This window comes from Stenotrophomonas mori, assembly GCF_023556335.1.
Classification (GTDB): domain Bacteria; phylum Pseudomonadota; class Gammaproteobacteria; order Xanthomonadales; family Xanthomonadaceae; genus Stenotrophomonas; species Stenotrophomonas mori.
Genome location: NZ_JAIKTS010000005.1, coordinates 218,062 through 241,262 on the forward strand (window position 1 = coordinate 218,062; position 23,201 = coordinate 241,262).

The window sequence follows — 23,201 nt, forward strand, 5'->3', positions numbered from 1 at the left end:
TTCATCCCTTCGCGTGGCGCGGCGACACCCACATCGCGATGCGCGCGGTGAACACCTCGGTGCCGGCGGCATCGCTGACGACGACCCGGACCGGCAGGTCGTAGCCGCCGGGAGCGCTGGCGATGGGCCGTTCGGGGCTGGCCACCGCCTGCAGGGTGCCGCGGGCCTTGGCCTGGTAGCGGACCTCCATGCCCTTGGGGATCCAGCGCATGTCGGCCGGCAGCGACGCGTCGACCATCAGCCCGGCGGTCAGTTCGGCCAGGTTGCACAGGGCGATCGCATGCACGGTGCCGATATGGTTGCGGACCTTGCGGCGGTCGGCCAGCCGGCCCTCGCAGCGGCCGGGTTCGAGCAGGGTGACGCGCGGGGAGATGCTGGCGAAATAGGGCGCCTTGAGGCACACCGCGCGCGTGAACAGCCAGCGGCCGCCGGGCCAGCGCGAGAGGCGCCGGTAGAGCGAGAGCAGGGGGGCGGTCATGGCATCCTCCGGAAAGGAAACGGCGGGCATGCGCCCGCCGTTTCCGGTTGCTGGGGCGGCCCGGACTCAGGCCACCTGCGAGGAGCGCTGGCCCTCGCGGTCGTAGTACGAGGCCGCGCGCAGCTCATGCGGGTCGAAGTCGTCCACGGTGATGGCATCCAGCGTGATCGCACGCAGCTCTTCCAGCAGCGTCCGTTCGTCCTGGGTGATCACGCCCTCGGCCACGGCTTCGTCCAGCTGCTCGGGGAAGGTCAGCGCCTCGATGCCCTTGGTCTTGAGCGCCTTGAGGAACTTGCGCTCCACCGGCTCGGCCATCACCGCCTTGGCCAGGTAGCTGGCGATGCGGCCGCCAGGGTTGTTCTCGCACGGGGTCAGGAACACCCCCTGGGCGAGCCGGTCGCGGGCTTCGTTGGGCGACATCAGGGTGGCGGCCACGCGCCGGCTCAGGCGGTCGCCGGGCGCTTCGGCGCGGCGGCCGAACGGGAAGATCAATGCCCACATCAGCCAGCCGATCGGGCGCACCGGGAAGTTGCGCAGCGCCGCCGACAGCGATTCCTCGATGCGGTGCACGCTGTCGTGGAAGGCCCAGGCGAGCAGCGGCTGGTCGGCCTGCGGCGCGCCTTCGTCGTGGTAGCGCTTGAGCATGGCGCTGGTCATGTAGATGTGGCTGAGGACATCGCCCAGGCGCCCGGACAGCGATTCCTTGAACTTGAGCTTGCCACCCAGCGTCATCATCGAGATGTCGGCCATCAGCGCCAGGTTGGCCGAGTAGCGGTCCAGCTTGCGGAAGTAGCGGCGGGTATAGGCATCGCCCGGTGCGGCGCCGACGCGCGCCCCGGTCAGGCCGAACCAGAACGAACGCACCGCATTGGAGATGCCGAAGCGCACGTGCCCGAACAGCGCCTGGTCGAACGCGCGCAGGCCGGCCCTGCGGTCCTCGTCCTGGGCCGCCTTCATCTCCTTGAGCACCCACGGATGGCACAGGATCGCGCCCTGCCCGAAGATCAGCAGGCTGCGGGTCATGATGTTGGCGCCTTCCACGGTGATCGCGATCGGCGCGGCCTGCCAGCTGCGGCCGGCGAAGTTGCGCGGGCCGAGGATGATGCCCTTGCCGCCGATGATGTCCATCATGTCGCTGATGCACTCGCGGCTCATGTTGGTGCAATGGTACTTGGCGATCGCCGAGGGTACCGACGGCACGTCGCCACGGTCCACCGCGGCGGCGGTGGCCTGGGACAGCGCGCTGATCTTGTAGGCCTTGCCGCCGATGCGGGCCAGCGCTTCCTCCACGCCTTCGAAGCGGCCGACCGACAGCCCGAACTGCTTGCGGATGCGCGCGTAGGCGCCGGTGACGACCGCGCCGGCCTTGGCGCCGCCGGAGGCGGTGGAGGGCAGGGTGATCGAGCGGCCGACGGCCAGGCACTCGTTGAGCATGTTCCAGCCCAGGCCGCGCTTCTCCGGGCCGCCGATGATCTGGTCCAGCGGGATGAACACGTCCTTGCCGCGGATCGGGCCGTTCTGGAACGGCGAATTCAGCGGGAAGTGGCGGCGGCCGACCTCGACGCCCGCGGTCTCGCGCGGCAGCAGCGCCAGGGTGATGCCGATGTCCTTGGTGTCACCGAGCAGCCCATCCGGGTCGTACATGCGGAAAGCCATGCCGATCAGCGTGGCCACCGGCGCCAGGGTGATGTAGCGCTTGTCGAAGGTCAGCTTCAGGCCCAGCACTTCCTCGCCGTTCCAGGTTCCCTTGCAGACGATGCCGAAGTCGGGGATGGAGGTGGCGTCGGACCCGGCGAACGGGCCGGTCAGGCCGAAGCAGGGGACCTCGATGCCCTCGGCCAGGCGCGGCAGGTAGTAGTCCTTCTGCGCCTGCGTACCGTAGTGGTTGAGCAGCTCGCCCGGTCCCAGCGAGTTGGGGACGCCGACGGTGGAGCTGACCACGCTGGAGATCGAGGCCAGCTTCTGGATCACCTTGTGGTGGGCCAGCGCCGAGAACCCCAGGCCGCCGTACTGCTTGGGGATGATCATGCCGAAGAACTTGTTCTTCTTGATGAAGGCCCACAGCTCGGGCGGCAGGTCGGCATGGACATGGGTGATTTCCCAGTCGTTGACCATCCGGCACAGTTCTTCGACCGGGCCGTCGAGGAAGGCCTGCTCTTCGGCGGTGAGTTCCGGCTTGGGGTAGTCCAGCAGCTTCTGCCAGTCGGGATCGCCGGTGAACAGCTCGCCCTCGAAGCCGACCGACCCGGTCTCCAGCGCGATGCGTTCGGTCTGCGACAGCGGCGGCAGCACCTTGCGGAACACGCCCATGAACGGCGAGGTGATCAGCGGCTTGCGCAGGAACGGCAGCAGCACCAGTGCACTGACCAGCGCCAGCAGCGCCGTGGCGACGATGACCGCGGTCTGGTTGATGCCGGCGAACCAGCAGATGCCCAGCAGCACGGCGCCGATCACCGTCCAGGTGACCAGGCGCATGCGGTGGTAGGCGACGAAGGCGCCTGCGAGCAGCAGGGCCAGGAAGGGAACGACGATGCTCATGGACTTGCTCCAGTAACGTGCTCGGTGCGGGCGGACGCCGTGGTGGAAGCCGGGGGTAACGCGTCCAGGTAGTTCAACACGGCGACGGTAAACGCGTCGTTGTCGTCGCCTGCCACCATATGCGTGGCGTCGGGCAGATGCACGTGCCGCGCATGCGGCACCAGTGCCAGGAATTCGGCCACGGTCTGTGGGCTGACCAGGTCGCTGCGGCCGCCACTGACCAGCAGCACCGGGCACTGGATGCGGCGCGCGGCCTCGGCGATCGCGTCCTGGTGCTGCTCGCTGTCGCGCGCCAGCTCGTCCACCAGGCGCGGGTCCCAGTGCCAGCTCCAGCGGCCGTCGGCGGTGGGCCGGAGCAGGGCGCGCAGCGACTCTTCACTCTTGCGCGGCCGGTGCGGCAGGTAGGCCGCGATGCTGTCGGCGGCGGCTTCCAGCGAGGCGAAGCCCTCCGGGTGCGCGCTCATGAAGGCCAGGATGCGTTCGACGCCACGGGTTTCCCAGCGCGGCGTGATGTCCACCAGCACCATGGCCGCGAACAGGCCGGGCCAGCGGGCCTCGGCCATCAGCCCGAACAGGCCGCCCATGGAGGCGGCGACCAGCACCGGCGGCTGCGGCAGCCCACCGGCGACGACGATCAGGTCGTCGGTGAACTGCTCGCCGTGATACGGCAGGTCGGCGGGATTCCAGCCGGAGTCGCCATGGCCACGGGCATCGTAGGCCAGGGTCGCGTGGCCGGCGGCGTTGAGCGCGGCCGCGGCGGCGCTCCATGCCCCGCGGGTCTGGCCGAAGCCATGCGCGAACAGGACCGGCGTGCGCTTTCCGCTGCTCTGCGACGCGGCCAGCGCGGTGCCGTGGGCACCTTCTAGCAGGGGGTGTTGGGAAGGCATTCGAGGGTCACGAGGGTTAACCGTACTTCATGGTATGGATTGTCGCCCGGGTGTGTCAATACTGCCTCGTATGGAGCGGGCGTTCCGCTGCTTCCGGTGGCGTGCCTGCGAGGGTGCCGGTGGCCGGCGGGCGCGGACATACTGCAACCAGTCCCCGGCGTATGGTTAAATCAGCGCATGAACGAATCTTCAGCTTCATCAGGGGAGCCCCGGGTTGCCCGCAACAGCCGCCTCAGCGCGGACGATTGGGCGCAGGCCGCCCTGGACCTGATCGCCGAGCAGGGCGTGGGAGCGGTTGCGGTGGAGCCGCTGGCGCGGCGCCTGGGCGTGACCAAGGGCAGTTTCTACTGGCATTTCCCGTCGCGTGACGCGCTGCTGCAGGCCGCGCTGGAACGCTGGGAGCTGGTCGAGCAGCAGCAGGTGTTCGGCAGCCTGGAAGAGGTTCCCGAACCGCGCACGCGCCTGCGCGCGCTGTTCCAGCTGGTCGCCCACGAGGTGACCCCGCATGTGATCTACAGCGAACTGCTCAAGGCCTTGGACAACCCGCTGGTGCGTCCGGTGATCGACCGCGTGTCGCAGCGCCGCCTGGACTACCTGATGGCATCCTTCCGCCAGGCCGGCCTCAGCTCCACCGACGCGCGCCACCGCGCGCGCCTGGCCTACGCGGCCTATGTCGGCTTCCTGCAGCTGTCGTTGCAGCTGCAGCAGCCCAAGCAGGCGCGCGAGGAGTTCGAGTCCTATGTCGAGCATGTGATCGAGACCCTGATTCCGGCCAGCTGAGCAGACCGGGGCGAGGGATCCGCGGACAGCCCAAAGGCTGCGGCCGGCGGGAAAAGAAACGGCCCGGACATTGTCCGGGCCGTTCTTCATCCGATCAGACTGCGATCAGAAGCGCTGGCGGTACTCCATGTAGTAGTAGCGCCCGGGGGTGTCGTACTGGTAGTCGAAGTTGTTCGCGAACGCCTGGGTCGACACCGGCGGCTCCTTCGCGAAGACGTTGTTGACGCCCATCGACACGGTCGCGTTCCACGGCACGTTGTAGCGGACCTGCAGGTCGTGGTACGTGGTCGCGGCCAGCTTGTGCTGCGGATCGGCACCGTTCGCGGTGACACGGTTCGGATCGCTGCACAGGGAGGCCACGCCCGGGTACTTGCAGTTCTCGACCAGGCTGGAGAAGTAGCGCGTGGTCCAGCTCGCGCCGAAGTCGCCATAGGTCCAGTTGGCGGTCAGGTTGGAGCGGATGCGCCAGGTCGGGCTGTCCTTGACGTAGGTGCCCACGTCGGACGGATCCCAGTCCGAGTCCGGCGTCGCCTTGGTGCGGTAGGACGACATGTAGGTGCTGTCCCAGATGAAGGAGAAGGCACCAAAACGGGTATCCGGCAGCGAGTAGCGCATGGTCAGGTCGAACCCTTCCACTTCCGTCTCGCCCAGGTTCTGCAGACCCATGGCCAGGTAGGTGATCTGGCCGAGCGCGTTGCGGGTCAGGCCGTCGTTGACGATGTCACACCAGCCCTGGTTCCCTTCCACGTAGCACTGGTCGAGCATGTAGGTGACCTGGGGACGGCTGATCACGTTCTTGATGTTGATCTTCCACCAGTCCAGCGACACGTCGAAGCCCTGCAGGAAGTTCGGGCTGTAGACCAGGCCAAGGGTCTTGGAGGTCGAGGTCTCCGGCTTCAGGCCCTGGTTGGATACCCAGTCGAACGGCCATGCGGTCTGGTCGCCATAGGCTTCGCGCTGGGTGTAGCTGGCCGGAATGCCGGCGGCCGCGCAGCGCTGCGCCACGTTCGGGTTGCTGATGTACGGGCTGTCGCTCGAGCACGGGTCGCCATAGCCTTCGTACGACGCGCCAGCGCCGCCGAACAGGTTGGAGATGGACGGTGCGCGGAAGCCTTCGGCCCAGTTGCCGCGGACCAGCAGGTCGGCGTACGGCTTCCACTTGAAGCCGAACTTGCTGTTCAGCGTGTTGCCGAAGTTGCTGTAGTCCGAATAGCGGGTGGCCACGCTGAATTCCAGCACCTCGGCGCCCGGGATGTCCTTCAGCAGCGGAATCGCCAGTTCGAGGTACAGGTCGTCCAGGCTGTAATCGCCGCTGGTGGGCTGGCGGGCGTTGCCCGAGCTCATGCCGGCCGAGACGAATGCGTCGGGCAGGTCGTAGCCGGACTCCTTGCGGTGCTCGTAGCCGGCGGCGAAGCCCATCATGCCGCCCGGCAGCTCGACGATGTCGCCGGCGATGTTGGCGGTGAAGCTCTTGCTCTTGTTCTGGTACTTGTCCTTGGCGGTGAACAGGATGTAGTCCAGCATCTCCTGCGGCATCTGACCGGCGCTGGACAGCGGGTTGAACGGCACGCAGTCCGCGATCACGTTGCCCGGGGTGCCGCACTTGACCACGCCGTCGGTGTCCATGAACGAGGCGCCGGTGGCGGCGTACATGTTGGCCATGTTGACGTCGCCGACCTGGGTGTCGATCTGGTCGTTGGAGTTGTAGCTCAGGCCCGCGTCCCAGTTGAAGTAACGGTCGGCGAACTGGAACGACCCTTCCAGGCCACCGTACCAGTGCAGGGTCTTCACATCCTGCTCGTAGTAGCGGTCCTGCTCGACCAGGCGGCGGTTCCAGTTGAGCTCGCGCGCGTCGGCCGTGCCCTTGGTCGGATTGTAGTAGCTGTCCTTGGACAGGCCCTGGTCACCGCCCATGTAGCTGCCGGCGCTGAGCGGGAAACCGGCCAGCTGCTGCGCCGAGGTCCGCTGGTTGTACAGCGCGTCGGTACGCAGGGCGATGTTGTCGGTCAGGTCGTAGCGGCCCTGGATGTAGATCGATTTGCGTTCCTGCGGGGTGCGCAGGTAGTTGTCGGCGGCGTAGTTGTACTTGTCGGCGTCGCCATACGCATGGTAGTTGGCCAGGTTGCGGCCATCGGCGCCCTTGTTGACGACCCAGCGATTCATGCCGATCCGGCCTTCGGTCGCCGGATCGCCGGCCAGGTCTTCCCAGGTATCGATGTCGTCGGTCGGCTTGCCGTCGATGGTCAGGTCCCAGATGCCGCCGTCGGCGGTCTGGCCGCTGTACTGGCTCGAGCCCAGACCGTAGACCGGGTCGCGCGAGATCTTGCGGGCGCCGGCCATCACGGCCTTTTCCTTGACGTAGCTTGCGCCGAAGACCAGGTTGCCGCGGTCGCCGCTGGTGCCGAGGGTCAGGTCGTAGCCTTCGCGCTGGCCGTCACCCTTGCTGAACTGGCCGCGGTAGACGTGGGCTTCGCCGCCATTGAAGTCGTCGCGGGTGATGATGTTGACCACGCCGGCGATCGCGTCGGAGCCGTAGATCGAGGACGCGCCGTCCTTCAGCACTTCGATGCGCTCGACCATCGCCGACGGAATGGTGTTCAGGTCGACGGTGCCGTCCAGGGCCGAGACCCAGCGGCGGCCATTGACCAGCACCAGGGTGCGGGAGGAGCCGAGGTTGCGGAGGTCGATGCCGGAAGAGCCGTCGCCGCCGTTGTTGAACTGGGTGTTGATCGCCGCACCGTTGGTGGCGATCTGCTGCAGCACGTCGGCGATGCTGGTGCGGCCGGTCTGCTGGATGGCTTCGCGGCTCAGGGTCAGGACCGGCTGCGAGGTTTCGGCATCGACGGAGCGGATGCGCGAACCGGTGACCTGGATGCGGTCCAGGTTGGTGGTGGAGTTGCCTTCCTGCGCGATGGCCACGCCGGTGCCGCCGGCGCTTGCGACCAGCGCCAGCACCACTGCGTCACGCAGCTTGTTGGACTTGCAATTCATGGGCTCTCTCTTTCCAAGTAATCTTGGTGGTTACAAGTGGAATCGCCTTCACGGGGGATCAAAAAAGTGATCCCAAGGCCGCGGGGCTGTCCGGATACTACTTCCGTTTCCCATGAAATTAAAGCTTTGTTAATTTAATGGATGAACTTTGTGAGGTGGATCGCATCAAGCCCTTGAAAGCACGAAAAAAAAACGCCCCTGGCAGCAGGGGCGTTTTCGTGCAGGGATGGTTGGCCGGGCGGTACCGTCAGAGGTCCTGCTCGTAGCGCACATACGGGATGGCGCCCTCGTCATTGCTTTCGTTGCGTGGAGAGAAGGGGTTCTTGCCACGGGTGATGACGTTTTCCGCCCCCACGGTGAGCTGGCCGCTCCACGGGGTGCGCCAGGTCAGCCCGACGCCCACGCCTTCCCATTTGCCGGGCTGGCCCGGGGCGTCGACCACGCGGCCGATGATGTTGCCGCTGAACGGGCCGTAGCCACCGCCCAGGCTGAGGCTCTTGCTGTCCCATTGCCCGACGAGCGCTGGCGAGGCATCGCTGAGCGGAACCAGGCGGGCCTTGGCATAGGTGCCGCCGATGGAGACGAACCCCTCGCGGCCGATGTTCTTCTGGCCGAAGACGGTCAGGTCGTTCTGTTCCAGGCGTGCGCCGGGGACCCGGTTGTTGCCGGAGAGCCAGGCCGGGAGGGTGTCGCGGCCGCTTCCGACGTTCAGGCCAAGCCGGCCGCCGGGGCGGCTGAAGGCGGCACTGGCGGACAGGTGCCGGCCGGGGCCGGTGTCGTCCTCGTCGCCGAGGCTGGCGAGCATGCAGTGGCTGGCCAGCCCGCCGATGCTGCTGCCGCGGCTGCTGTTGCACAGCAGGCCCAGCGAGTCGCCGGAGGACAGGCCGAAGGCGGCATCGAGCGAATTGCGCCCGAAATGCCAGCGCGCGCCGGCCATCTGCTCGCCGGTGGGTTCCAGGTACAGCAGCGCCTCGACCTTGCCGCTGCCCTTGTTCCATACCGGGAGCACGGTTCCGTCCGGCGCCGCCTGCGCCCTGTTCTGCGCATGCGCGCCCGCAATCACCCCAAGGGGGATCAGCAGCGCCAGCAGGGGACGGAGGAGGGCGTTCATGGACTCAATCAGACAGGGCGGTTGCCGGGAAGTTCCCGGCGGTTGGAGTGTTGATCGTAGGGTGTTTATGTTTTCTTAACAAGACTCCGCCCTCCCCGGAACGCAGCTCGTCGGCACCGTCATTGCAGCCGCTCGGGAGCGGTCTGGCGGATAGACGTGTCCGTGAACAATACGCCGAATTCGCTCAAAGGGAAGTGGTAGGTGCGGCCGCAGAACTCGCAGCGCACGTCGACCTGGCCGCCGGTGGCCGCCGCCGCGGCGCGGGCCTCGTCCTCGCCCAGCGCCTGCAGCATGCCGGCGACCCGCTCCCGCGAGCAGGAGCAGCCGAAGCGCAGCTGCTTGTCGCCCACCGTGGTCACCTGTTCTTCGTGGAACAGCCGGTGCAGCAGGCCGTGGCCGTCCAGCGCCAGCAGCTCCTCGCGCCCGAGGGTGTCGAACAGCGCGCCGGCGCGGGTCCAGCCGTCGTCGTCGCCCTGGTCGCCCGGGAGCTTCTGCAGCAGCAGGCCGGCGGCGCGGCCGCCCTCGGCGGCCAGCAGCAGCCGCGTGGGCAACTGCTCGGAGTGGCGGAAATAGTCCTCGAAGGCGTCGTCCAGGCTGTCCCCCTGCAGGGCCACCAGGCTCTGGTAGCGCTGGGGTTCGCGCGGATCCAGCCCGGGATTCTCGATGGTGATGGCGAGCAGGGCGTCTTCCCCCAGCTGGGCCAGGTCCGCCGGCGCATCCTGGCCATCCTCGAGCTGGGCGATGCCGCGCAGGGTGCCGGCCGACGTGCATTCGCTGAACAGGGTGCGCAGGGCCGACCCGCTGCGCAGCTGTATCGACAGCCGCCCGTCGATCTTCACATGGCCGGTGAACAGCGCCGATGCGACGCAGGCCTCGCCCAGCAGGCGTTTGGCGGTGGGCGGATAGTCGCCGTGGGACAGAATTTCCCCCAGGCTGGCGGCCAGTTGGACATGGACGCCGCGGACGCCTGCCTCGGGCAGCAGGAAGCGGACAAGGAGGTCGGACGTATCGGTCATGGGGGTCTGCACGCGAGGAGGGTGCCGGTGCCGGATAATGCACCGGTTGTCGGGATTCGTGGGGCACGCATGGACATGGGGACGGTAGCGGAGGAGCGCAAGGCGCGACCAGGACGCCGATGGCGGCGCTGGCTGTGGGGCCTGCCGTGTGCGCTGCTGGCCTTCAGCGTGGTGCAGGTGGCGGTGCTGCGCTTCGTCGACCCGCCGTTCTCTTCGGTGATGGCGCTGCGCCAGGCCGAGGCCTGGGGGCAGGGCGACTGGCGTTTCCGGATCCGTCATCAATGGTGCGGCCTGGAGCGGATGGCCGACAGCGTGCCGATTTCACTGGTGGCCGCCGAGGACCAGCGCTTCCCGCTGCACAACGGCTTCGACCTGCAGGCGATCGAGCAGGCGCTGGACCACAACGCCCGCGGCAAGCGCCTGCGCGGTGGCAGCACGATCAGCCAGCAGGTCGCCAAGAACCTGTTCCTGTGGCAGGGGCGCAGCTGGCTGCGCAAGGGCCTGGAGGCCTGGTACACGGTGTTGATCGAGGCGCTCTGGCCGAAGCGGCGGATCCTGGAGATGTATGCCAACGTGGCCGAGTTCGGGGATGGCATCTACGGTGTGCAGGCCGCGGCGCAGGCTTTCTGGAACAAGGACGCGGCGCGCCTGTCGGCGGACGAGAGTGCCCGCCTGGCGGCGGTCCTGCCCTCGCCCCGGCGCTACAGCGCCACCGCTCCCGGGCCGTTCGTGCGCCGGCGGGCCGACTGGATCCAGCGCCAAGCAAGGCAGCTGGGCGGTCCCGGCTATGCCCTCGGCGGACAGTGAGGCGGCCGGTGCGGGCGGCCATGGCGATCTTCCGTAGACTGCGGGCATGACGACGCGCGAACGCCTGACCATCGTGGTGGCCGCCTGCAACGAGCAGGATGCCTTGCCCTTGCTGCATCCGCGCATCCGCGCCGGGCTGGACGGGGTGCCGGGGCTCGACGGCCGGGTGCTGTATGTGGACGACGGCAGCAGCGACGCGACCTGGGCGCGGATGCAGCAGCTGGCGGCGGGCGATCCGGCGGTGGCGGCGCTGCGGCTGGCGCGCAATTTCGGCAAGGAAGCCGCGCTCACCGCCGGGCTGGACCTGGTGGGGGAGGGCGCGGTGCTGATCCTGGATGCCGACGGGCAGGATCCGCCGGAACTCATCCCGGAGTTCGTCGCGCTGTGGCGGCAGGGATACGACGATGTCTACGGCACGCGGCTGGCGCGCGCCGGGGAGGGCTGGGCGAAGCGGGTGACCGCTGCGGCGTTCTACCGGGTGATCGGGCGCCTGTCGAAAACGCCGATTCCCGCCGATACCGGCGATTTCCGCCTGTTGTCGGCGCGCGCGCTGGCGGCGCTGCGGCAGCTGCGCGAGCGCCAGCGGTTCATGAAGGGGCTGTTCGGCTGGGTCGGCTTCCGCCGGGTCGCGCTTCCCTACCACCGTGAGCCGCGCATGGCCGGGCGGACCAAGTTCGGCTTCTGGAAACTCTGGAACTTCGCGCTGGAAGGCATCACCAGCTTTTCCACGGCGCCGCTGCGGGTGGCGACCTACCTGGGCCTGGTGACGGCGGCATCGGCCTTCGCCTTCGCGGTCTGGGTGGTGGGCAAGGCGGCACTGTACGGTGACCGGGTCGCCGGCTGGCCGACGATGATGGCGGTGATCCTGTTCCTCGGCGGCGTGCAGCTGATCGCGCTCGGCCTGATCGGCGAGTACCTCGGCCGCCTGTACGTGGAGGCCAAGCAGCGGCCACTGTACCTGGTCGATACCTGGCAGCCGGCGGACGTGGCACTATCGGGCGCATCCGCCAGCAAGGGAGAACGCCATGCAGACCGTTCGACAGTTGCTCGGGACCAAGTCCCCTGAGATCCATGCGGTCGCACCGCAGGCCGCGGTGATCGACGCCATCCGCCTGATGGCGGAGAAGGGCATCGGCGCCGTGCTGGTGATGGAGGGCGCACGCCTGGCAGGCATCCTTTCCGAGCGCGACTATGCGCGCAAGATCGTGCTGCGCGACCGCTCTTCGCGGCAGACCGCGGTGGCCGAGATCATGACCGCCGAGGTGGTCACGGTGGCGCCGGAGGCGACTGTCGAGGAGTGCCTGCAGCTGGTGACCGAGCGCCGCATCCGCCACCTGCCGGTGGCCGAGGGCGGCAGCGTGCTCGGGGTCATCTCCATCGGAGACCTGGTCAAAGCGGTGATCGAGCAGCAGCGCCGGGAGCTGGGCCACCTGCAGCAGTACATCGTCTCCGGCTGAGGTTCCCGCGCCGCCGGCGATGCCCGGCCCGCCGGCCGGGCCGTTACAGGATCTGCGCGGTGACCGCGACGAAGTGGCAGACGCTGCCGCCGATGACGAACAGGTGCCAGATGGCGTGCGAGTAGCGCACCGATTCGCGGTGGTAGAAGTAGGTGCCCAGGGTGTAGAAGAGGCCGCCCGCCAGCAGCCAGCCCAGGGTGAAGCCATCCAGTGCGTTCCACATTGGCTCGATGGCGACCAGCACCAGCCAGCCCATCGCGACATAGATCGCGGTGGAGAGCCGCTTGAAGCGGCCGGTGTAGAACAGCTTGAACACCACCCCGCCCAGGGCCAGCGCCCAGATCGCCGCGAACAGGCCCCAGCCCCAGGGACCGCGCAGGCCGATCAGGGTGAACGGGGTGTAGGTGCCGGCGATCAGCAGGTAGATCGCACAGTGGTCGAAGATCTTCAACCGTCCCTTGGCGATCGGGTGCTGGATCGCGTGGTACAGGGTGGAGGCGGTATAGAGCAGCAGCAGCGCGGCGCCGAAGACGATGGCGCTGGCCAGCTGCCAGCCATCGCCGTGGATGGCGGCCAGGGTGATCAGCACCGCCCCCGCGCCCAGCGCGGTGACGGCACCCAGGCCGTGGGTCAGGGCGCTGGCGATCTCTTCGCGGAGATCGGCCAGGGACGACGGAGCGGAGGATGCGGTAGCCATGGTGGGCACGTTACCGCAATGCACCATGCCGTGCATCCGGGGGCCGGCCGCGCCCCATGGCGGCGCCCGGTGCGCCCGGCCGGGTCAGCCCACCGACACGGTATGCGCGGCTTCGCGGGTGGCGGCGAAGCGCACCCCGGGCGCACGCTCCTGCGCCAGCTGCAGGTTGACCCGGGTGGGGGCGAGGTAGACCAGCTGCCCGGCCGCGTCCAGCGCCAGGTTGTTGGCGTTCTTCTCGCGGAACTCCTCCAGCATCTTCGGGTCGTCGCAGTGCACCCAGCGCGCGGTGACCACGCCGACCTGCTCGAACAGGGCCTCCACGCCGTACTCGTCCTTCAGCCGGTAGGCGGCGACGTCGAACTGCAGCACGCCGACCGCGCCCAGGATCAGGTCGTTGCTCATGATCGGGCGGAAAAACTGGGTGGCGCCTTCCTCGGACAGCTGGATCAGCCCCTTCTGCAGCTGCTTGAGCTTGAGCGGGTCGCGCAGCCGCGCGCGGCGGAACAGTTCCGGGGCGAAGTTGGGGATGCCGGTGAAGGTGAGTTGCTCGCCCTCGGTGAAGGTGTCGCCGATGGAGATGGTGCCGTGGTTGTGGATGCCGATCACGTCGCCGGGCCATGCCTCGGCGGCGATCTCGCGGTCGCTGGCCATGAAGGTCAGGGCGTTGGCCAGCTTCATCTCCTTGCCGCTGCGCACGTGGAAGGCCTTCATGCCGGCGGCGAACCGGCCCGAGCACACCCGCATGAAGGCGACCCGGTCGCGGTGCTGCGGGTCCATGTTGGCCTGGATCTTGAACACGAAGCCGCTCAGCGCGCCTTCCTGCGGCGCGATGTCGCGGCCGGTGGTGGCGCGGGCCTGCGGGGCCGGCGCGTGGGCGATGAAGAAATCCAGCAGCGGCTGCACGCCGAAGTTGTTCACGCCCGATCCGAAGAACACCGGGGTCTGCCGGCCGCGCAGGTAGGCGTCCTTGTCGAATGGGTGGCTGGCACCCTGCACCAGCTCCAGCTCCTCGCGCAGGTCGGCCAGCATCTTCTCACCGATCCGTTCGGCCAGGCCGGGGGCATCGATGGACGGGAAGATGGTGGAGTCCTGGCGGGTGAAGTTGCGCCCGGGCTCGTACAGGTGCACCTCGCCGGTGAGCAGGTGCACCACGCCCTTCAGGCGCTTGCCCATGCCGATCGGCCAGGTGACCGGCGCGCACTGGATGCCGAGCACGGTCTCCACCTCGTCCAGCAGCTCGATCGGATCCCTGCCCTCGCGGTCGAGCTTGTTGATGAAGGTCATGATCGGGGTGTCGCGCAGCCGGCACACCTCCATCAGCTTGATGGTGCGCTCCTCCACGCCCTTGGCCACGTCGATCACCATCAGCGCCGAGTCCACCGCGGTGAGCACGCGGTAGGTGTCCTCGCCGAAGTCGGCGTGGCCCGGGGTGTCGAGCAGGTTGACGATCGTGTCCTCGTACGGGAACTGCATCACCGAGGACGTCACCGAGATGCCGCGCTCCTTCTCCAGCGCCATCCAGTCCGAGGTGGCGTGCTTGCTGGTCTTGCGCGACTTCACCGAGCCGGCCATCTGGATCGCGCCTCCGAACAGCAGCAGCTTTTCGGTCAGCGTGGTTTTGCCGGCGTCAGGGTGGGAGATGATGGCGAAGGTGCGGCGGCGCGCGGCTTCGGAGGCGACTTCGGACATGGCGGCTGCACCCGCGGCGGGCGCGCATGGTTGAGGAGGGAAGCCGGCGATTATAGCGCCGGCGGCGGCCCCGCCGCTTCCCGCGGGAAGTGCAGCTCGCCGCGCGGGCCGGCCATCCGGAACGGCACCGAGACCAGGGCCAGCCCGGCATTGATCTGCACCGCGAAGTGCAGGTGCGGGCCGCTGCTGCGGCCGCTGTTGCCCGAAAGCGCGAGCCGCTGTCCGGCCTGCACCCGCTGGCCAGGCCGGACCTCCGGCGTGCCCGGGAGCAGGTGCGCATAGAGCGCCATGCTGCCGTCGCCGTGCAGGATCCGCACCAGGGTGCCGTCGTCGCGGGAGCCGGCCACCTGCATCACCGTGCCGGCGCGCGCGGCCAGGATCGGGGTGCCTTCGGGCAGCGGGAAGTCGATCGCGTAGCGGTTCTGCGCGTCGTTGTGGCTGTGCTGCCCGCCGATGCCCTGGCTGACCCGCACCGGCACGGCATCGAACGCGAGCCGGTAGCGGTGCGCGGGCGCGGCCGCCATCGGTGCGCCGGGGAAGGCATCGAGCAGCAGCGCCCGTGCCGGCCCGTCGCCGGGCAGCCACGCCAGCCGGCGCTGTTCGCCGCCCCGCAGCACGACCGCCGTACTGGCGGTGCCGCCGTCGCCGCCATGGCGCAGGCGTACCTGCAGCGGGCCCGCCAGGCGGTTGCGGACCTGTACCTCGTGGCCGCCGGCGCGCGGTTGCAGGCGCAGCACGGCGAATCGCCCGTCGTCGTCGGCGGCGGCAGGAGGCGCGCCGGACAGCCCCCAGCCCTGGCGCCAGCGCGGCTCCGGTTCGCCGCCCGCGGCCGGGAGTCCCGGCATGAGGGTGGCGGCCAGCAGCAGCCACGCGCCCCGGAGGCGCCGGCGCGCAGCGGGCGGCGGCGTGGAAAGCAATTTCATCGCTCCATCCGAATAAAGAGATTGACAGTCGTCGGCACGGCTGGCATCGTACGCCCACCATCGAGACCGGCGGAGGGACAGGCCCTTTGATGCCGGGGCAACCAGCAGGTGCGCAAGCGCTTGTACATGGTGCCAAATCCTGCGGGGATTCCACGTCCGCCGAAAGATGGTTCGATCCGTGCCAGACACGGCGAACGAGAGCTCCGCGAAGCTCGATGGCCGCTCCTTACGGGACTATCGCCATGAGCCTCGCCACTGCTGCCCTGCTTCAATTCCCCGCCACGCCTGCCGGTGTTTCCACCGATGCCGACGCCGTGCGCGGCGAACTCGATGTCCGCCTGGTCATGCGCCACGCCGGCGCGCGCCTGTTGCGGCTGCGCTACGAACTGGTGGGGGCGGCCGGCGCCCCGGTGGTGCTGGTGGCCGGGGGCATCTCCGCGCACCGGCACATCGCGGCGAATGCCGGTTTCGGCGAGAAGGGCTGGGCCGAAGGCCTGGTGGGCACCGGCCGCGCGCTGGATCCGGGCCGCTGCCGCCTGCTGGGCCTGGACTTCGTCGGCGCCGACGGCGAGCTGGACGTGCCGATCGATACCGCCGACCAGGCCGACGCCGTGGCGGCCCTGCTGGATGCCTTGAAGATCGAGCGCCTGCACGGTTTCGTGGGGTATTCCTATGGTGCGCTGGTCGGCCAGCAGCTCGCGATCCGCCATCCGCACCGGCTGGCCATCCTGGTCGCCGCCAGCGGCGCACATCGCCCGCATCCCTATGCATCGGCCTGGCGCGCACTGCAGCGCCGCGCGGTGGCGCTGGGACAGCTGCAATGCGCCGAGGCCCATGGCCTGGCACTGGCGCGCCAGTTCGCCATGCTCAGCTACCGCACGCCGGAGGAGTTCGGCGAACGCTTCGACGCCGCCCCGGAGGTGGTCAACGGCCGCGTGCGGGTGGCCGCGGAGGACTACCTGGATGCGGTCGGTGCGCAGTACGTCGCCCGCACCCGGGTCGATGCCTACCTGCGCCTGTCCGAGTCCATCGACCTGCACCGCGTCGATCCGGCGGCCATCGCCGTGCCGACCCTGGTGATCGCGGTCGAAGGCGACCGCCTGGTGCCGCTGTCCGACCTGGTCGCCCTGGTCGAGGGCCTGGGGCCGCGCGGCAGCCTGCGGGTGCTGCGCTCGCCCTATGGCCACGACGCCTTCCTGAAAGAAACCGATCGCATCGACGCGATCCTCGCCAACGCCCTTCGCCTCTCCGGAGACCCTGCATGAGCCTGTCCACCGCTTCGAACGTCTCCTGTTGCCGCACCACCGCGGCGGTCCGTGCCGGCATCGACCACGATACCGCGCATGGCGCGGTGACCCCGCCGATCGTGCTGTCGTCCAACTTCAGCTTCGACGGCTTCGGCAACAAGCGCGAGTACGACTACACCCGCAGCGGCAATCCCACCCGCGACCTGCTGGGCCAGGCGCTGGCCGACCTGGAGGGCGGCGCCGGCGGGGTGATCACCTCCACCGGCATGGGGGCGATCAACCTGGTGCTCAGTGCGCTGCTGCAACCCGGCGACCGCCTGGTGGTGCCGCACGACGCCTACGGCGGCAGCTGGCGGCTGTTCAACGCGCTGGCCGGCAAGCGCCACTTCGAGCTGGTCACCGCCGACCTCACCGATCCGCGGGCCCTGGCCGATGCCCTGGCGCAGCGGCCGGCGCTGGTGCTGGTGGAGACGCCGTCCAACCCGCTGCTGCGGGTCACCGACCTGCAGCAGGTGATCGATGCCGCGCACCGTGCCGGCGCCAAGGTCGTGGTCGACAACACCTTCCTGTCGCCGGCGCTGCAGAATCCGATCGCCTTCGGCGCCGACCTGGTGCTGCATTCGACCACCAAGTACGTCAACGGCCACAGCGACGTGGTCGGCGGCGCGGTGATCGCGCGCGACCCGGATGTGCACCAGCACCTGGCGTGGTGGGCCAACGCACTGGGCCTGACCGGCTCGCCATTCGACGCCTTCCTGACCCTGCGCGGCCTGCGCACGCTGGATGCGCGCCTGCGCGTGCACCAGGAGAACACCCGCGTCCTGGTGGACCTGCTCGGCGCCAGCCCGCAGGTGGCCAGGGTGTACTACCCGGGGCTGGAGTCGCACCCGGGGCATGCGGTGGCCGCGCGCCAGCAGAAGGGCTTCGGCGCCATGCTTTCCTTCGAGCTGGCGGCGTGCGCCGGCCCCGATCCGCATGCGGCGGTGCGCGCCTTCGTCGACGGCCTGCGCTACTTCACCCTGGCCGAATCGCTGGGCGGGGTGGAAAGCCTGATCGCACACCCGGCGACCATGACCCACGCGGCGATGACCCCCGAGGCGCGCGCCGGCGCCGGCATCAGCGAGGGCCTGCTGCGGCTGTCGGTGGGCATCGAGGCCAGCGAGGACCTGGTGGCGGACCTGCAGGCGGCCCTGGCACGGGCGGCGCAGGCGATCGCGGCGACGCAGCGCGTGGCGCCGCAGGAAACGGTGGAGGCGTGAACGCCCGCGTGCGTCCCCAGGAAGCGGCATGGCCGCGGATGACGCTGCTGGGCACCGGCACCGTCGGTTCGGCATTCGTGGCCCGCTACCAGGCACTGCGGCAGCGGCCGCTGGGCCTGCCGCCGTTGCATCTGGTGGCCAATTCGCGGGTCGCCGTGGCCTGCGGGGAAGCGCCGGACGTGGCCCTGGCGCAGGCGCGCGAGGCGCCGCCGGCGGCGGAATCCCCGCTGGAGGCGGCCGGCCTGCGCTGCGGCGACATCGTGGTCGATGCCACCGCCAGCGAGACGGTCGCGGCGCAGCACGCGGACTGGCTGGCGCAGGGCATCCACGTGGTCACCGCCAACAAGCTGGGCAACGGCAGTGCCCTGGCGCGCGCACGCCGGATCGGCACGCTGGTGGCGGGGGGCGCCGCGCGCTACGGCGACGCGGCCACCGTCGGCGCCGGGCTGCCGCTGCTGTCGAGCCTGCGCGCGCTGGTCGCCGGCGGCGACCGCATTCTCGGGATCGAAGGCATCCTTTCCGGTTCGCTGGCCTGGCTGTTCCACCGCTTCGACGGCCGGACACCGTTCTCGGCCTGTGTGCGCGAGGCGGCGGCGGCCGGCTATACCGAGCCCGACCCGCGCATCGACCTGTCCGGCGAGGATGTGCGCCGCAAGCTGCTGATCCTCGCGCGTGCCGCCGGCATGCCGCTGGAGGCCGGCCAGGTGCGGGTGGAATCGCTGGTTCCGGAGGTGCTGGCGGCACTGCCGGCCAACGCGGTCGACACCGGGCTGGCAGCGCTCGACGCGCCGCTGCAGGAGGCGTTGCAGCGGGCGCAGGCACAGGGCCTGGCGCTGCACGTCGTCGGCCGCGTGGATGCTCAGGGAGCACACGTCGGCCTGCGCGCGCTGGCGCCGGACCATCCGCTGGCCGGCGGACGCGGCACCGACAACCGCGTGGTCATCCACAGTGACCGTTACCGGGTCCAGCCGCTGCTGATCCAGGGCCCGGGGGCGGGCGCCGAGGTCACCGCCGCGGCGCTGCTGGACGACGTGCTGGGCATCGTCAACCGCTGACCGTCCGGCCCCGGAGCGTACCGGCATGCGGCGGGTCAGCGGCTGCCGGACGCGCCGGCGAGGTGGCGTTCGACCTGCAGGCGGCTCATGCGGTTGCCGTCCTCATCGACGGCGCTGAAGTCGACGCCGTTCTCCCACAGCTGCAGCGCCGAGAGCACGGCCAGGTCCTCCGCGGCGGTGCGCGCCTGCAGGTCCAGCAGGCGCCTGTTGAAGCCCGCCGCCTGCAGCCAGGCGCGGTAGCTGGCGTTGTGCTCGGTGGCGAACCGGTCCTGGTAGCGGCATTCCTCCCGTGCCGGCGAGGGCAGGACCTCGCACTGCGCATCGCGCTGGTGCAGCCCGATCACCGCGTCCGCGGCCAGCTGGCGCTGCGCGGCGGCGGCCCACAGCGCGACGCAGATGCTGGCGCAGTACCCGCGCACCCGCACGGTGAGGTTGTTCCTGTGGACGATCCGCGCCGCTTCCAGCCCGGGGGTGGCATACCCGCCGCCGCTGGTGATGTCGATGCGCCGCAGTGAGGGCGCGGCATCGAGCTGCGCCTGCAGGTCGCGGGCGAAGTCGCGTCCCACGCTGCCCTCCACCCGCAGCACGCCTTCCTGCGCCAGCAGGGTCATGCGGGCCTCGCTGATGGCCGCCGGCACCGTCGATTTCTCGCCGCGCACCACCCGCGGACCGGTAGGCGGGGCAACCGGCATCGCCGGGGCGGCGACCGCGGCGACGGGAACCGGCGCCACCGATGCCGTCCGCCTGCCGATGAAATGGGCCAGCAGCAACAGCCCGGCTGCCGCCACGGCGAACTTGCCCAGGGTCGCGCCGGCGCTGCCGCGCCGTGCCGGTCGCGGGCGCCGGGCGACGCCCGTCGCTGCATGCTGCTGTCGGTCGGGCATCGGTACGTTTCCGTTCATGCGGGATGGAGCGGCATTCTGCTGCGCGTCCGCAGGGGCTGCAATCGGTGGCGGAGCCGGCCGTGCCGGGGTCATCGGCCGGCGTCGGCAGGCAGCACGCCGGCGATGCCGAACAGCTCCAGCAGCCCGTCCTCCACCAGCCACCAGGGGTCGCCGTCGAGGCTCTGCAGGGTTTCGGGAAGGCATGCGCCGGCGGCCGGCTGGTAGGCGACCCAGGTGTCGCGGCCGGCGGTCTTGGCGCGGTACAGCGCGCGATCGGCCAGGGTCACCAGCTGCTCCCAGCCCAGCAGCTGGGGATGGCCGGGGAACAGCGGGCATTCGATCAGTCCCACCGACACCGTGAGGCGGTGCGGGTCTCCGTCGCCCAGGTCGAAGGGGTGCTCGGCGATGCGGCTGCACAGCCGCTGGCCCAGGCGCGCGAGGCTGCCGCGCGGCAGGGGCCGGAAGACCAGCAGGAACTCCTCGCCGCCCCAGCGGGCGACATAGTCGCCCTTGCGCTTGACGCTGCCCAGCAGCCGGCCGATCTGTTCCAGGACGCGGTCGCCCGCGGCATGGCCGTGGGTATCGTTGATCGCCTTGAAATGGTCGACGTCGAGCAGCGCGAACACCACCACGTCGCCGCCGTCGCGGTAGGCCGGGTCGCGCTCGTAGAAGGACAGGTCGATCGGGATCTGCTGGGCCAGGTAGCGGCGGTTGCGCAGCTGGGTGAGGGGGTCGGTGAAGCTGATGGCTTCCAGCCGCGCATTGGCCGCGCGCAGGTCGCGGGTGCGCTCCTGGACCAGGCGCTCCAGCCGCGTCCGCTGGCGCGCGTGGCGCTGCTGCAGGCCCAGGTAGCCGAGCCAGAGCAGGCCGCCGCACAGCGCCACCAGCAGCGCGCGGAACGCGGCGGTCTGGTGGAAGCGGCGCGGCAGTTCCAGCACCGCGCGGGCGATGCTGGCCGGCGGGTCGGCATGGTTGAAGTCGGCGACCTCGAACGTGTAGCGGCCCGGGCCGAGATGGGCATAGCGGGCGCTGCGCACGGCCGGGTCCTCCAGGTCGCGCCAAGAGGGGTCATGGCCCAGCAGGCGGTACCGCAGCCGCGGCACCGAGGTCGGCCGGAGGTCCGGGAGGCTGAACTCGAATGTCAGGTCGCGGGCATCCAGCGGCAGCCGCAGGGTGCCGCTGGCGGGCAGGTGCCGCTGTCCCTGCGCAAGCACGCTGTCTATCCGGATCGCCCGCGGCACGCTGCGGGCCTCCGCTGCCAGGTCCACCAGCAGCGCGCCGTCGCGGGTGGGCAGCCACAGCTGGCCCGCGCGGACCAGGCCGCGGCTGCTACCGGCGCCATTGCAGCACTTGCCGCGCTGGCCGCCAGCCTGGTCGGCGCCCGAGTTGAGCACCATCCGTGCGCCCGCGGGCCGGGCGGGGTCGGCCAGCGCCTGGTCCAGCGCGGCCAGCGGCAGGCGGTACACGCCGTGCATTCCGGCGACCCAGAGCGCGTCCTGGTTCTCGGCCAGGTGGAAGGCGACGTTGGATGGCAGGCGCTGGCGGTGGTCCAGCTGCCGCCAGCGCTGCCCGTCATACACGTGCAGGCCCTCGGTCTGCCGGGAGCCCAGTACCCAGCGGCCGTCACCGAGTTCGAGCAGGGCGGTCACCGAAAGCGCCGCGTCCAGGCCGGTCAGGCGCCCGATCGGCAGGAGGCGGCCGGCGCGCCACTCGTACAGTCCCTGCTCGGTGCCCAGCAGCAAGCGGCCGCCGCGGGTCTCGAGCACCCCCCGCACCCGCGGGTCGGACAGGCCGTCGGCTTCGGCGTAGCGCGACAGGCGGTTGTCCACGTCGAGCAGGTACAGCCCGTGGCTGGTGGCGAACCACAGCCGCCCGTCGCGGCCGCGGACGATGCCGTTGATCTGCGCATCGCGCAGTGGCGCCAGCACCGCCGGCCGCTGCACCCGCCCGTCGCGCAGCAGCGCGACGCCGGCACGGGTTCCGATCCACAGCTGCCGGGCGTCGGCCAGCAGGCTGTAGGCCTCCGGATGCGGCAGCCGTGCGCCGGGAATGTGGTCGCCGAAGCGCCCGTCGCGCCAGGCATCGACGCCGTCGTTGCCGCCGACCCAGACCGTGCCGTCCGGTGCGGCGGCGATGGACCACAGCAGCGGGCTGCGCAGCCCTTCGGCGCGGCCCAGGCGCCGGGTCGGGCCGTTCCAGGTGCGGGTGACGCCCCGGGCCATGCTTCCAAGCCAGAGGTTGCCGTCACGGTCCTCGAAGATCGAGCGGACCGCGAACAGCGCGCCGGCCTCTTCCACGCGTTCGCCGGCCCGGCCGTGGCGCAGGCGCTCGAGGTGCTGCGGCGTGGCGACCCACAGGTTGCCGTCGCGGTCGGCGAGCATCGCTTCCACTGCCAGTGGCGGCTGCCCGGCCGCGCCCGGAGCGGGGTGCCAGACGCCGTCGCGGAGCTGGAACAGCCCCTGCCGGGTGCCGGCCCAGAGCCGGCCGCCGCTCTGGGCCAGGGCGGTGACCGCGGCACCGGCGGCGCTGGCCGGCAGCGGCAGGGGCCGTACGCCGCCGGCATCGATGTGGAAGACCTGGCCGTCGCCGCCGGCCCACAGTCCATCGCCGCGCGCCAGCAGGCTGTGGGCCGGCGACGGCAGGGCGTGGAGACGCTGCAGGCGGCCGTCCTGCGGGGTGCACACGCCCTCGGAGCAACCGGCCAGCAACCGGCCACCGCTCCACAGCAGTGCACCGACCGCGGACGGCCGGTCGGGGACGACCGGCAGGATGCGGCGGAAGCGCTCGCGGTCGCGCATCAGCAGGCCCTGTGAGGTGCCGATCCACAACCGGTCCTGGGCATCGCCGTACAGCGCCAGGATGCCGTCTCCGAACCCGGGGATCTCCCGCGGGCCGTGGTGCACGAAGCGCACCCCGTCGAAACGCGCCAGCCCGGACGGGCTGCCGAGCCACAGGTAGCCGGCCCGGTCCTGGGCGATGGCCCGTACGTTGGGCTGCGGGAGCCCGTGTTCGGCGCCCCAGGCATCGGTGACGTAGTCGCGGAACGGTTTGCCGGCGTCCAGCGCGGCGGCTGGCAGCGCCCAGGCCAGCAGGACGGCCAGGCACAGGCCGCCACGCAGCCCGGTGCGGGCCGGTGGTCCGCGGCGCACATGGCGGTGGCTGGCTGGATGGTCGATCGAGATTCCCCCCTGAATCCCGCGCTGCCTCCGGGCGCCGCCGGGGACCGGGCGGTGGCGCCCGGTGCCGGCGTGCTCAGCTCAGCATTCGATGACGTTGACGGCCAGGCCGCCGCGGCTGGTTTCCTTGTACTTGTCCTGCATGTCGCGGCCGGTGTCGCGCATGGTCTTGATGACCTTGTCCAGGCTGACCTTGTGCTTGCCGT

Annotated in this window: 19 protein-coding genes and 1 riboswitch; of the genes, 7 read left to right on the top strand and 12 right to left on the bottom strand. The window is 70.3% G+C overall.

Annotated elements, in window-relative coordinates:
- Window position 1: 1 nt before the first annotated feature.
- From K5L01_RS13880 to K5L01_RS13890, 3 genes are all read right to left on the bottom strand, one after another.
- A complete protein-coding gene (locus tag K5L01_RS13880; RefSeq protein ID WP_250065193.1) occupies window positions 2–478 on the bottom strand; it encodes a hotdog fold domain-containing protein in 477 nt (158 codons plus the stop codon).
- Window positions 479–544: 66 nt separating this feature from the next.
- Window positions 545–3,016: an acyl-CoA dehydrogenase gene (locus K5L01_RS13885; protein ID WP_250065194.1), complete on the bottom strand. Its 2,472-nt coding sequence runs from the start codon at window positions 3,014–3,016 to the stop codon at window positions 545–547.
- A complete protein-coding gene (locus K5L01_RS13890) occupies window positions 3,013–3,903 on the bottom strand; it encodes an alpha/beta fold hydrolase (RefSeq protein WP_250065195.1) in 891 nt (296 codons plus the stop codon). The genes K5L01_RS13885 and K5L01_RS13890 overlap by 4 nt, the downstream gene beginning before the upstream one ends.
- A gap of 177 nt (window positions 3,904–4,080) precedes the next feature.
- On the opposite strand from K5L01_RS13890, the gene K5L01_RS13895 reads away from it, so the two are divergent.
- Complete coding sequence (locus K5L01_RS13895) at window positions 4,081–4,683, top strand: TetR/AcrR family transcriptional regulator (RefSeq protein ID WP_250065196.1); 603 nt, start codon at window positions 4,081–4,083, stop codon at window positions 4,681–4,683.
- A 105-nt stretch (window positions 4,684–4,788) separates the two neighbouring features.
- Here the strand turns inward: K5L01_RS13895 and K5L01_RS13900 are convergent, their stop codons facing one another.
- The 3 genes from K5L01_RS13900 to hslO all read right to left on the bottom strand — a co-directional run bounded on the left by K5L01_RS13900 (window position 4,789) and on the right by hslO (window position 9,801).
- On the bottom strand, window positions 4,789–7,674 hold the full coding sequence (locus K5L01_RS13900; RefSeq protein ID WP_250065197.1) for a TonB-dependent receptor: 2,886 nt from the start codon (window positions 7,672–7,674) through the stop codon (window positions 4,789–4,791).
- Window positions 7,675–7,921: 247 nt separating this feature from the next.
- Complete coding sequence (locus tag K5L01_RS13905; protein ID WP_250065198.1) at window positions 7,922–8,785, bottom strand: XOO1806 family protein; 864 nt, start codon at window positions 8,783–8,785, stop codon at window positions 7,922–7,924.
- Between the two features lie 119 nt (window positions 8,786–8,904).
- Window positions 8,905–9,801, bottom strand: coding sequence for an Hsp33 family molecular chaperone HslO (hslO, locus tag K5L01_RS13910; protein WP_250065199.1), 897 nt, complete (start codon window positions 9,799–9,801; stop codon window positions 8,905–8,907).
- 75 nt (window positions 9,802–9,876) lie between these two features.
- Between hslO and mtgA the strand changes: the two genes are divergently transcribed.
- The 3 genes from mtgA to K5L01_RS13925 are packed head-to-tail and all read left to right on the top strand — an operon-like array spanning window position 9,877 to window position 12,065.
- The gene (mtgA, locus tag K5L01_RS13915; protein WP_250065200.1) at window positions 9,877–10,608 is read left to right on the top strand and encodes a monofunctional biosynthetic peptidoglycan transglycosylase; all 732 of its coding nucleotides are present in this window, start codon (window positions 9,877–9,879) and stop codon (window positions 10,606–10,608) included.
- Between the two features lie 46 nt (window positions 10,609–10,654).
- On the top strand, window positions 10,655–11,674 hold the full coding sequence (locus tag K5L01_RS13920; protein WP_250065201.1) for a glycosyltransferase family 2 protein: 1,020 nt from the start codon (window positions 10,655–10,657) through the stop codon (window positions 11,672–11,674).
- Window positions 11,634–12,065, top strand: coding sequence for a CBS domain-containing protein (locus tag K5L01_RS13925; RefSeq protein WP_250065202.1), 432 nt, complete (start codon window positions 11,634–11,636; stop codon window positions 12,063–12,065). The genes K5L01_RS13920 and K5L01_RS13925 overlap by 41 nt, the downstream gene beginning before the upstream one ends.
- 43 nt (window positions 12,066–12,108) lie before the next feature.
- On the opposite strand, the gene trhA is transcribed toward K5L01_RS13925, so the two are convergent.
- The 3 genes from trhA to K5L01_RS13940 all read right to left on the bottom strand — a co-directional run bounded on the left by trhA (window position 12,109) and on the right by K5L01_RS13940 (window position 15,374).
- Window positions 12,109–12,762, bottom strand: coding sequence for a PAQR family membrane homeostasis protein TrhA (trhA, locus tag K5L01_RS13930; RefSeq protein WP_250065203.1), 654 nt, complete (start codon window positions 12,760–12,762; stop codon window positions 12,109–12,111).
- 84 nt (window positions 12,763–12,846) lie between these two features.
- Window positions 12,847–14,451, bottom strand: coding sequence for a peptide chain release factor 3 (locus tag K5L01_RS13935; RefSeq protein ID WP_250065204.1), 1,605 nt, complete (start codon window positions 14,449–14,451; stop codon window positions 12,847–12,849).
- A 50-nt stretch (window positions 14,452–14,501) separates the two neighbouring features.
- Complete coding sequence (locus tag K5L01_RS13940) at window positions 14,502–15,374, bottom strand: M23 family metallopeptidase (protein ID WP_250065205.1); 873 nt, start codon at window positions 15,372–15,374, stop codon at window positions 14,502–14,504.
- A gap of 54 nt (window positions 15,375–15,428) precedes the next feature.
- A riboswitch (SAM riboswitch) is annotated at window positions 15,429–15,547 on the top strand.
- A gap of 69 nt (window positions 15,548–15,616) precedes the next feature.
- Here K5L01_RS13940 and metX point away from each other — a divergent pair.
- Genes metX through K5L01_RS13955 form a run of 3 tightly spaced genes read left to right on the top strand, consistent with a single transcriptional unit; the run spans window position 15,617 to window position 18,935 of the window.
- Entirely contained in the window at window positions 15,617–16,639 is a 1,023-nt protein-coding gene (metX, locus tag K5L01_RS13945; protein WP_250065206.1) for a homoserine O-succinyltransferase MetX, read from the top strand.
- On the top strand, window positions 16,636–17,880 hold the full coding sequence (locus K5L01_RS13950; protein WP_250065207.1) for an O-succinylhomoserine (thiol)-lyase: 1,245 nt from the start codon (window positions 16,636–16,638) through the stop codon (window positions 17,878–17,880). Before metX ends, K5L01_RS13950 begins: the two co-directional genes overlap by 4 nt.
- Window positions 17,881–17,918: 38 nt before the next feature.
- Window positions 17,919–18,935: a homoserine dehydrogenase family protein gene (locus K5L01_RS13955; protein ID WP_250065220.1), complete on the top strand. Its 1,017-nt coding sequence runs from the start codon at window positions 17,919–17,921 to the stop codon at window positions 18,933–18,935.
- A gap of 35 nt (window positions 18,936–18,970) precedes the next feature.
- Here the strand turns inward: K5L01_RS13955 and K5L01_RS13960 are convergent, their stop codons facing one another.
- From K5L01_RS13960 to K5L01_RS13970, 3 genes are all read right to left on the bottom strand, one after another.
- On the bottom strand, window positions 18,971–19,819 hold the full coding sequence (locus K5L01_RS13960) for a hypothetical protein (protein WP_250065208.1): 849 nt from the start codon (window positions 19,817–19,819) through the stop codon (window positions 18,971–18,973).
- Between the two features lie 89 nt (window positions 19,820–19,908).
- Window positions 19,909–22,968 (bottom strand): two-component regulator propeller domain-containing protein, encoded by a 3,060-nt coding sequence (locus K5L01_RS13965; RefSeq protein WP_250065209.1) that lies wholly within the window; start codon window positions 22,966–22,968, stop codon window positions 19,909–19,911.
- Window positions 22,969–23,076: 108 nt separating this feature from the next.
- The coding region (locus K5L01_RS13970) for an L-serine ammonia-lyase, iron-sulfur-dependent, subunit alpha (RefSeq protein WP_250065221.1) at window positions 23,077–23,201 on the bottom strand (125 nt) is incomplete at its 5' end.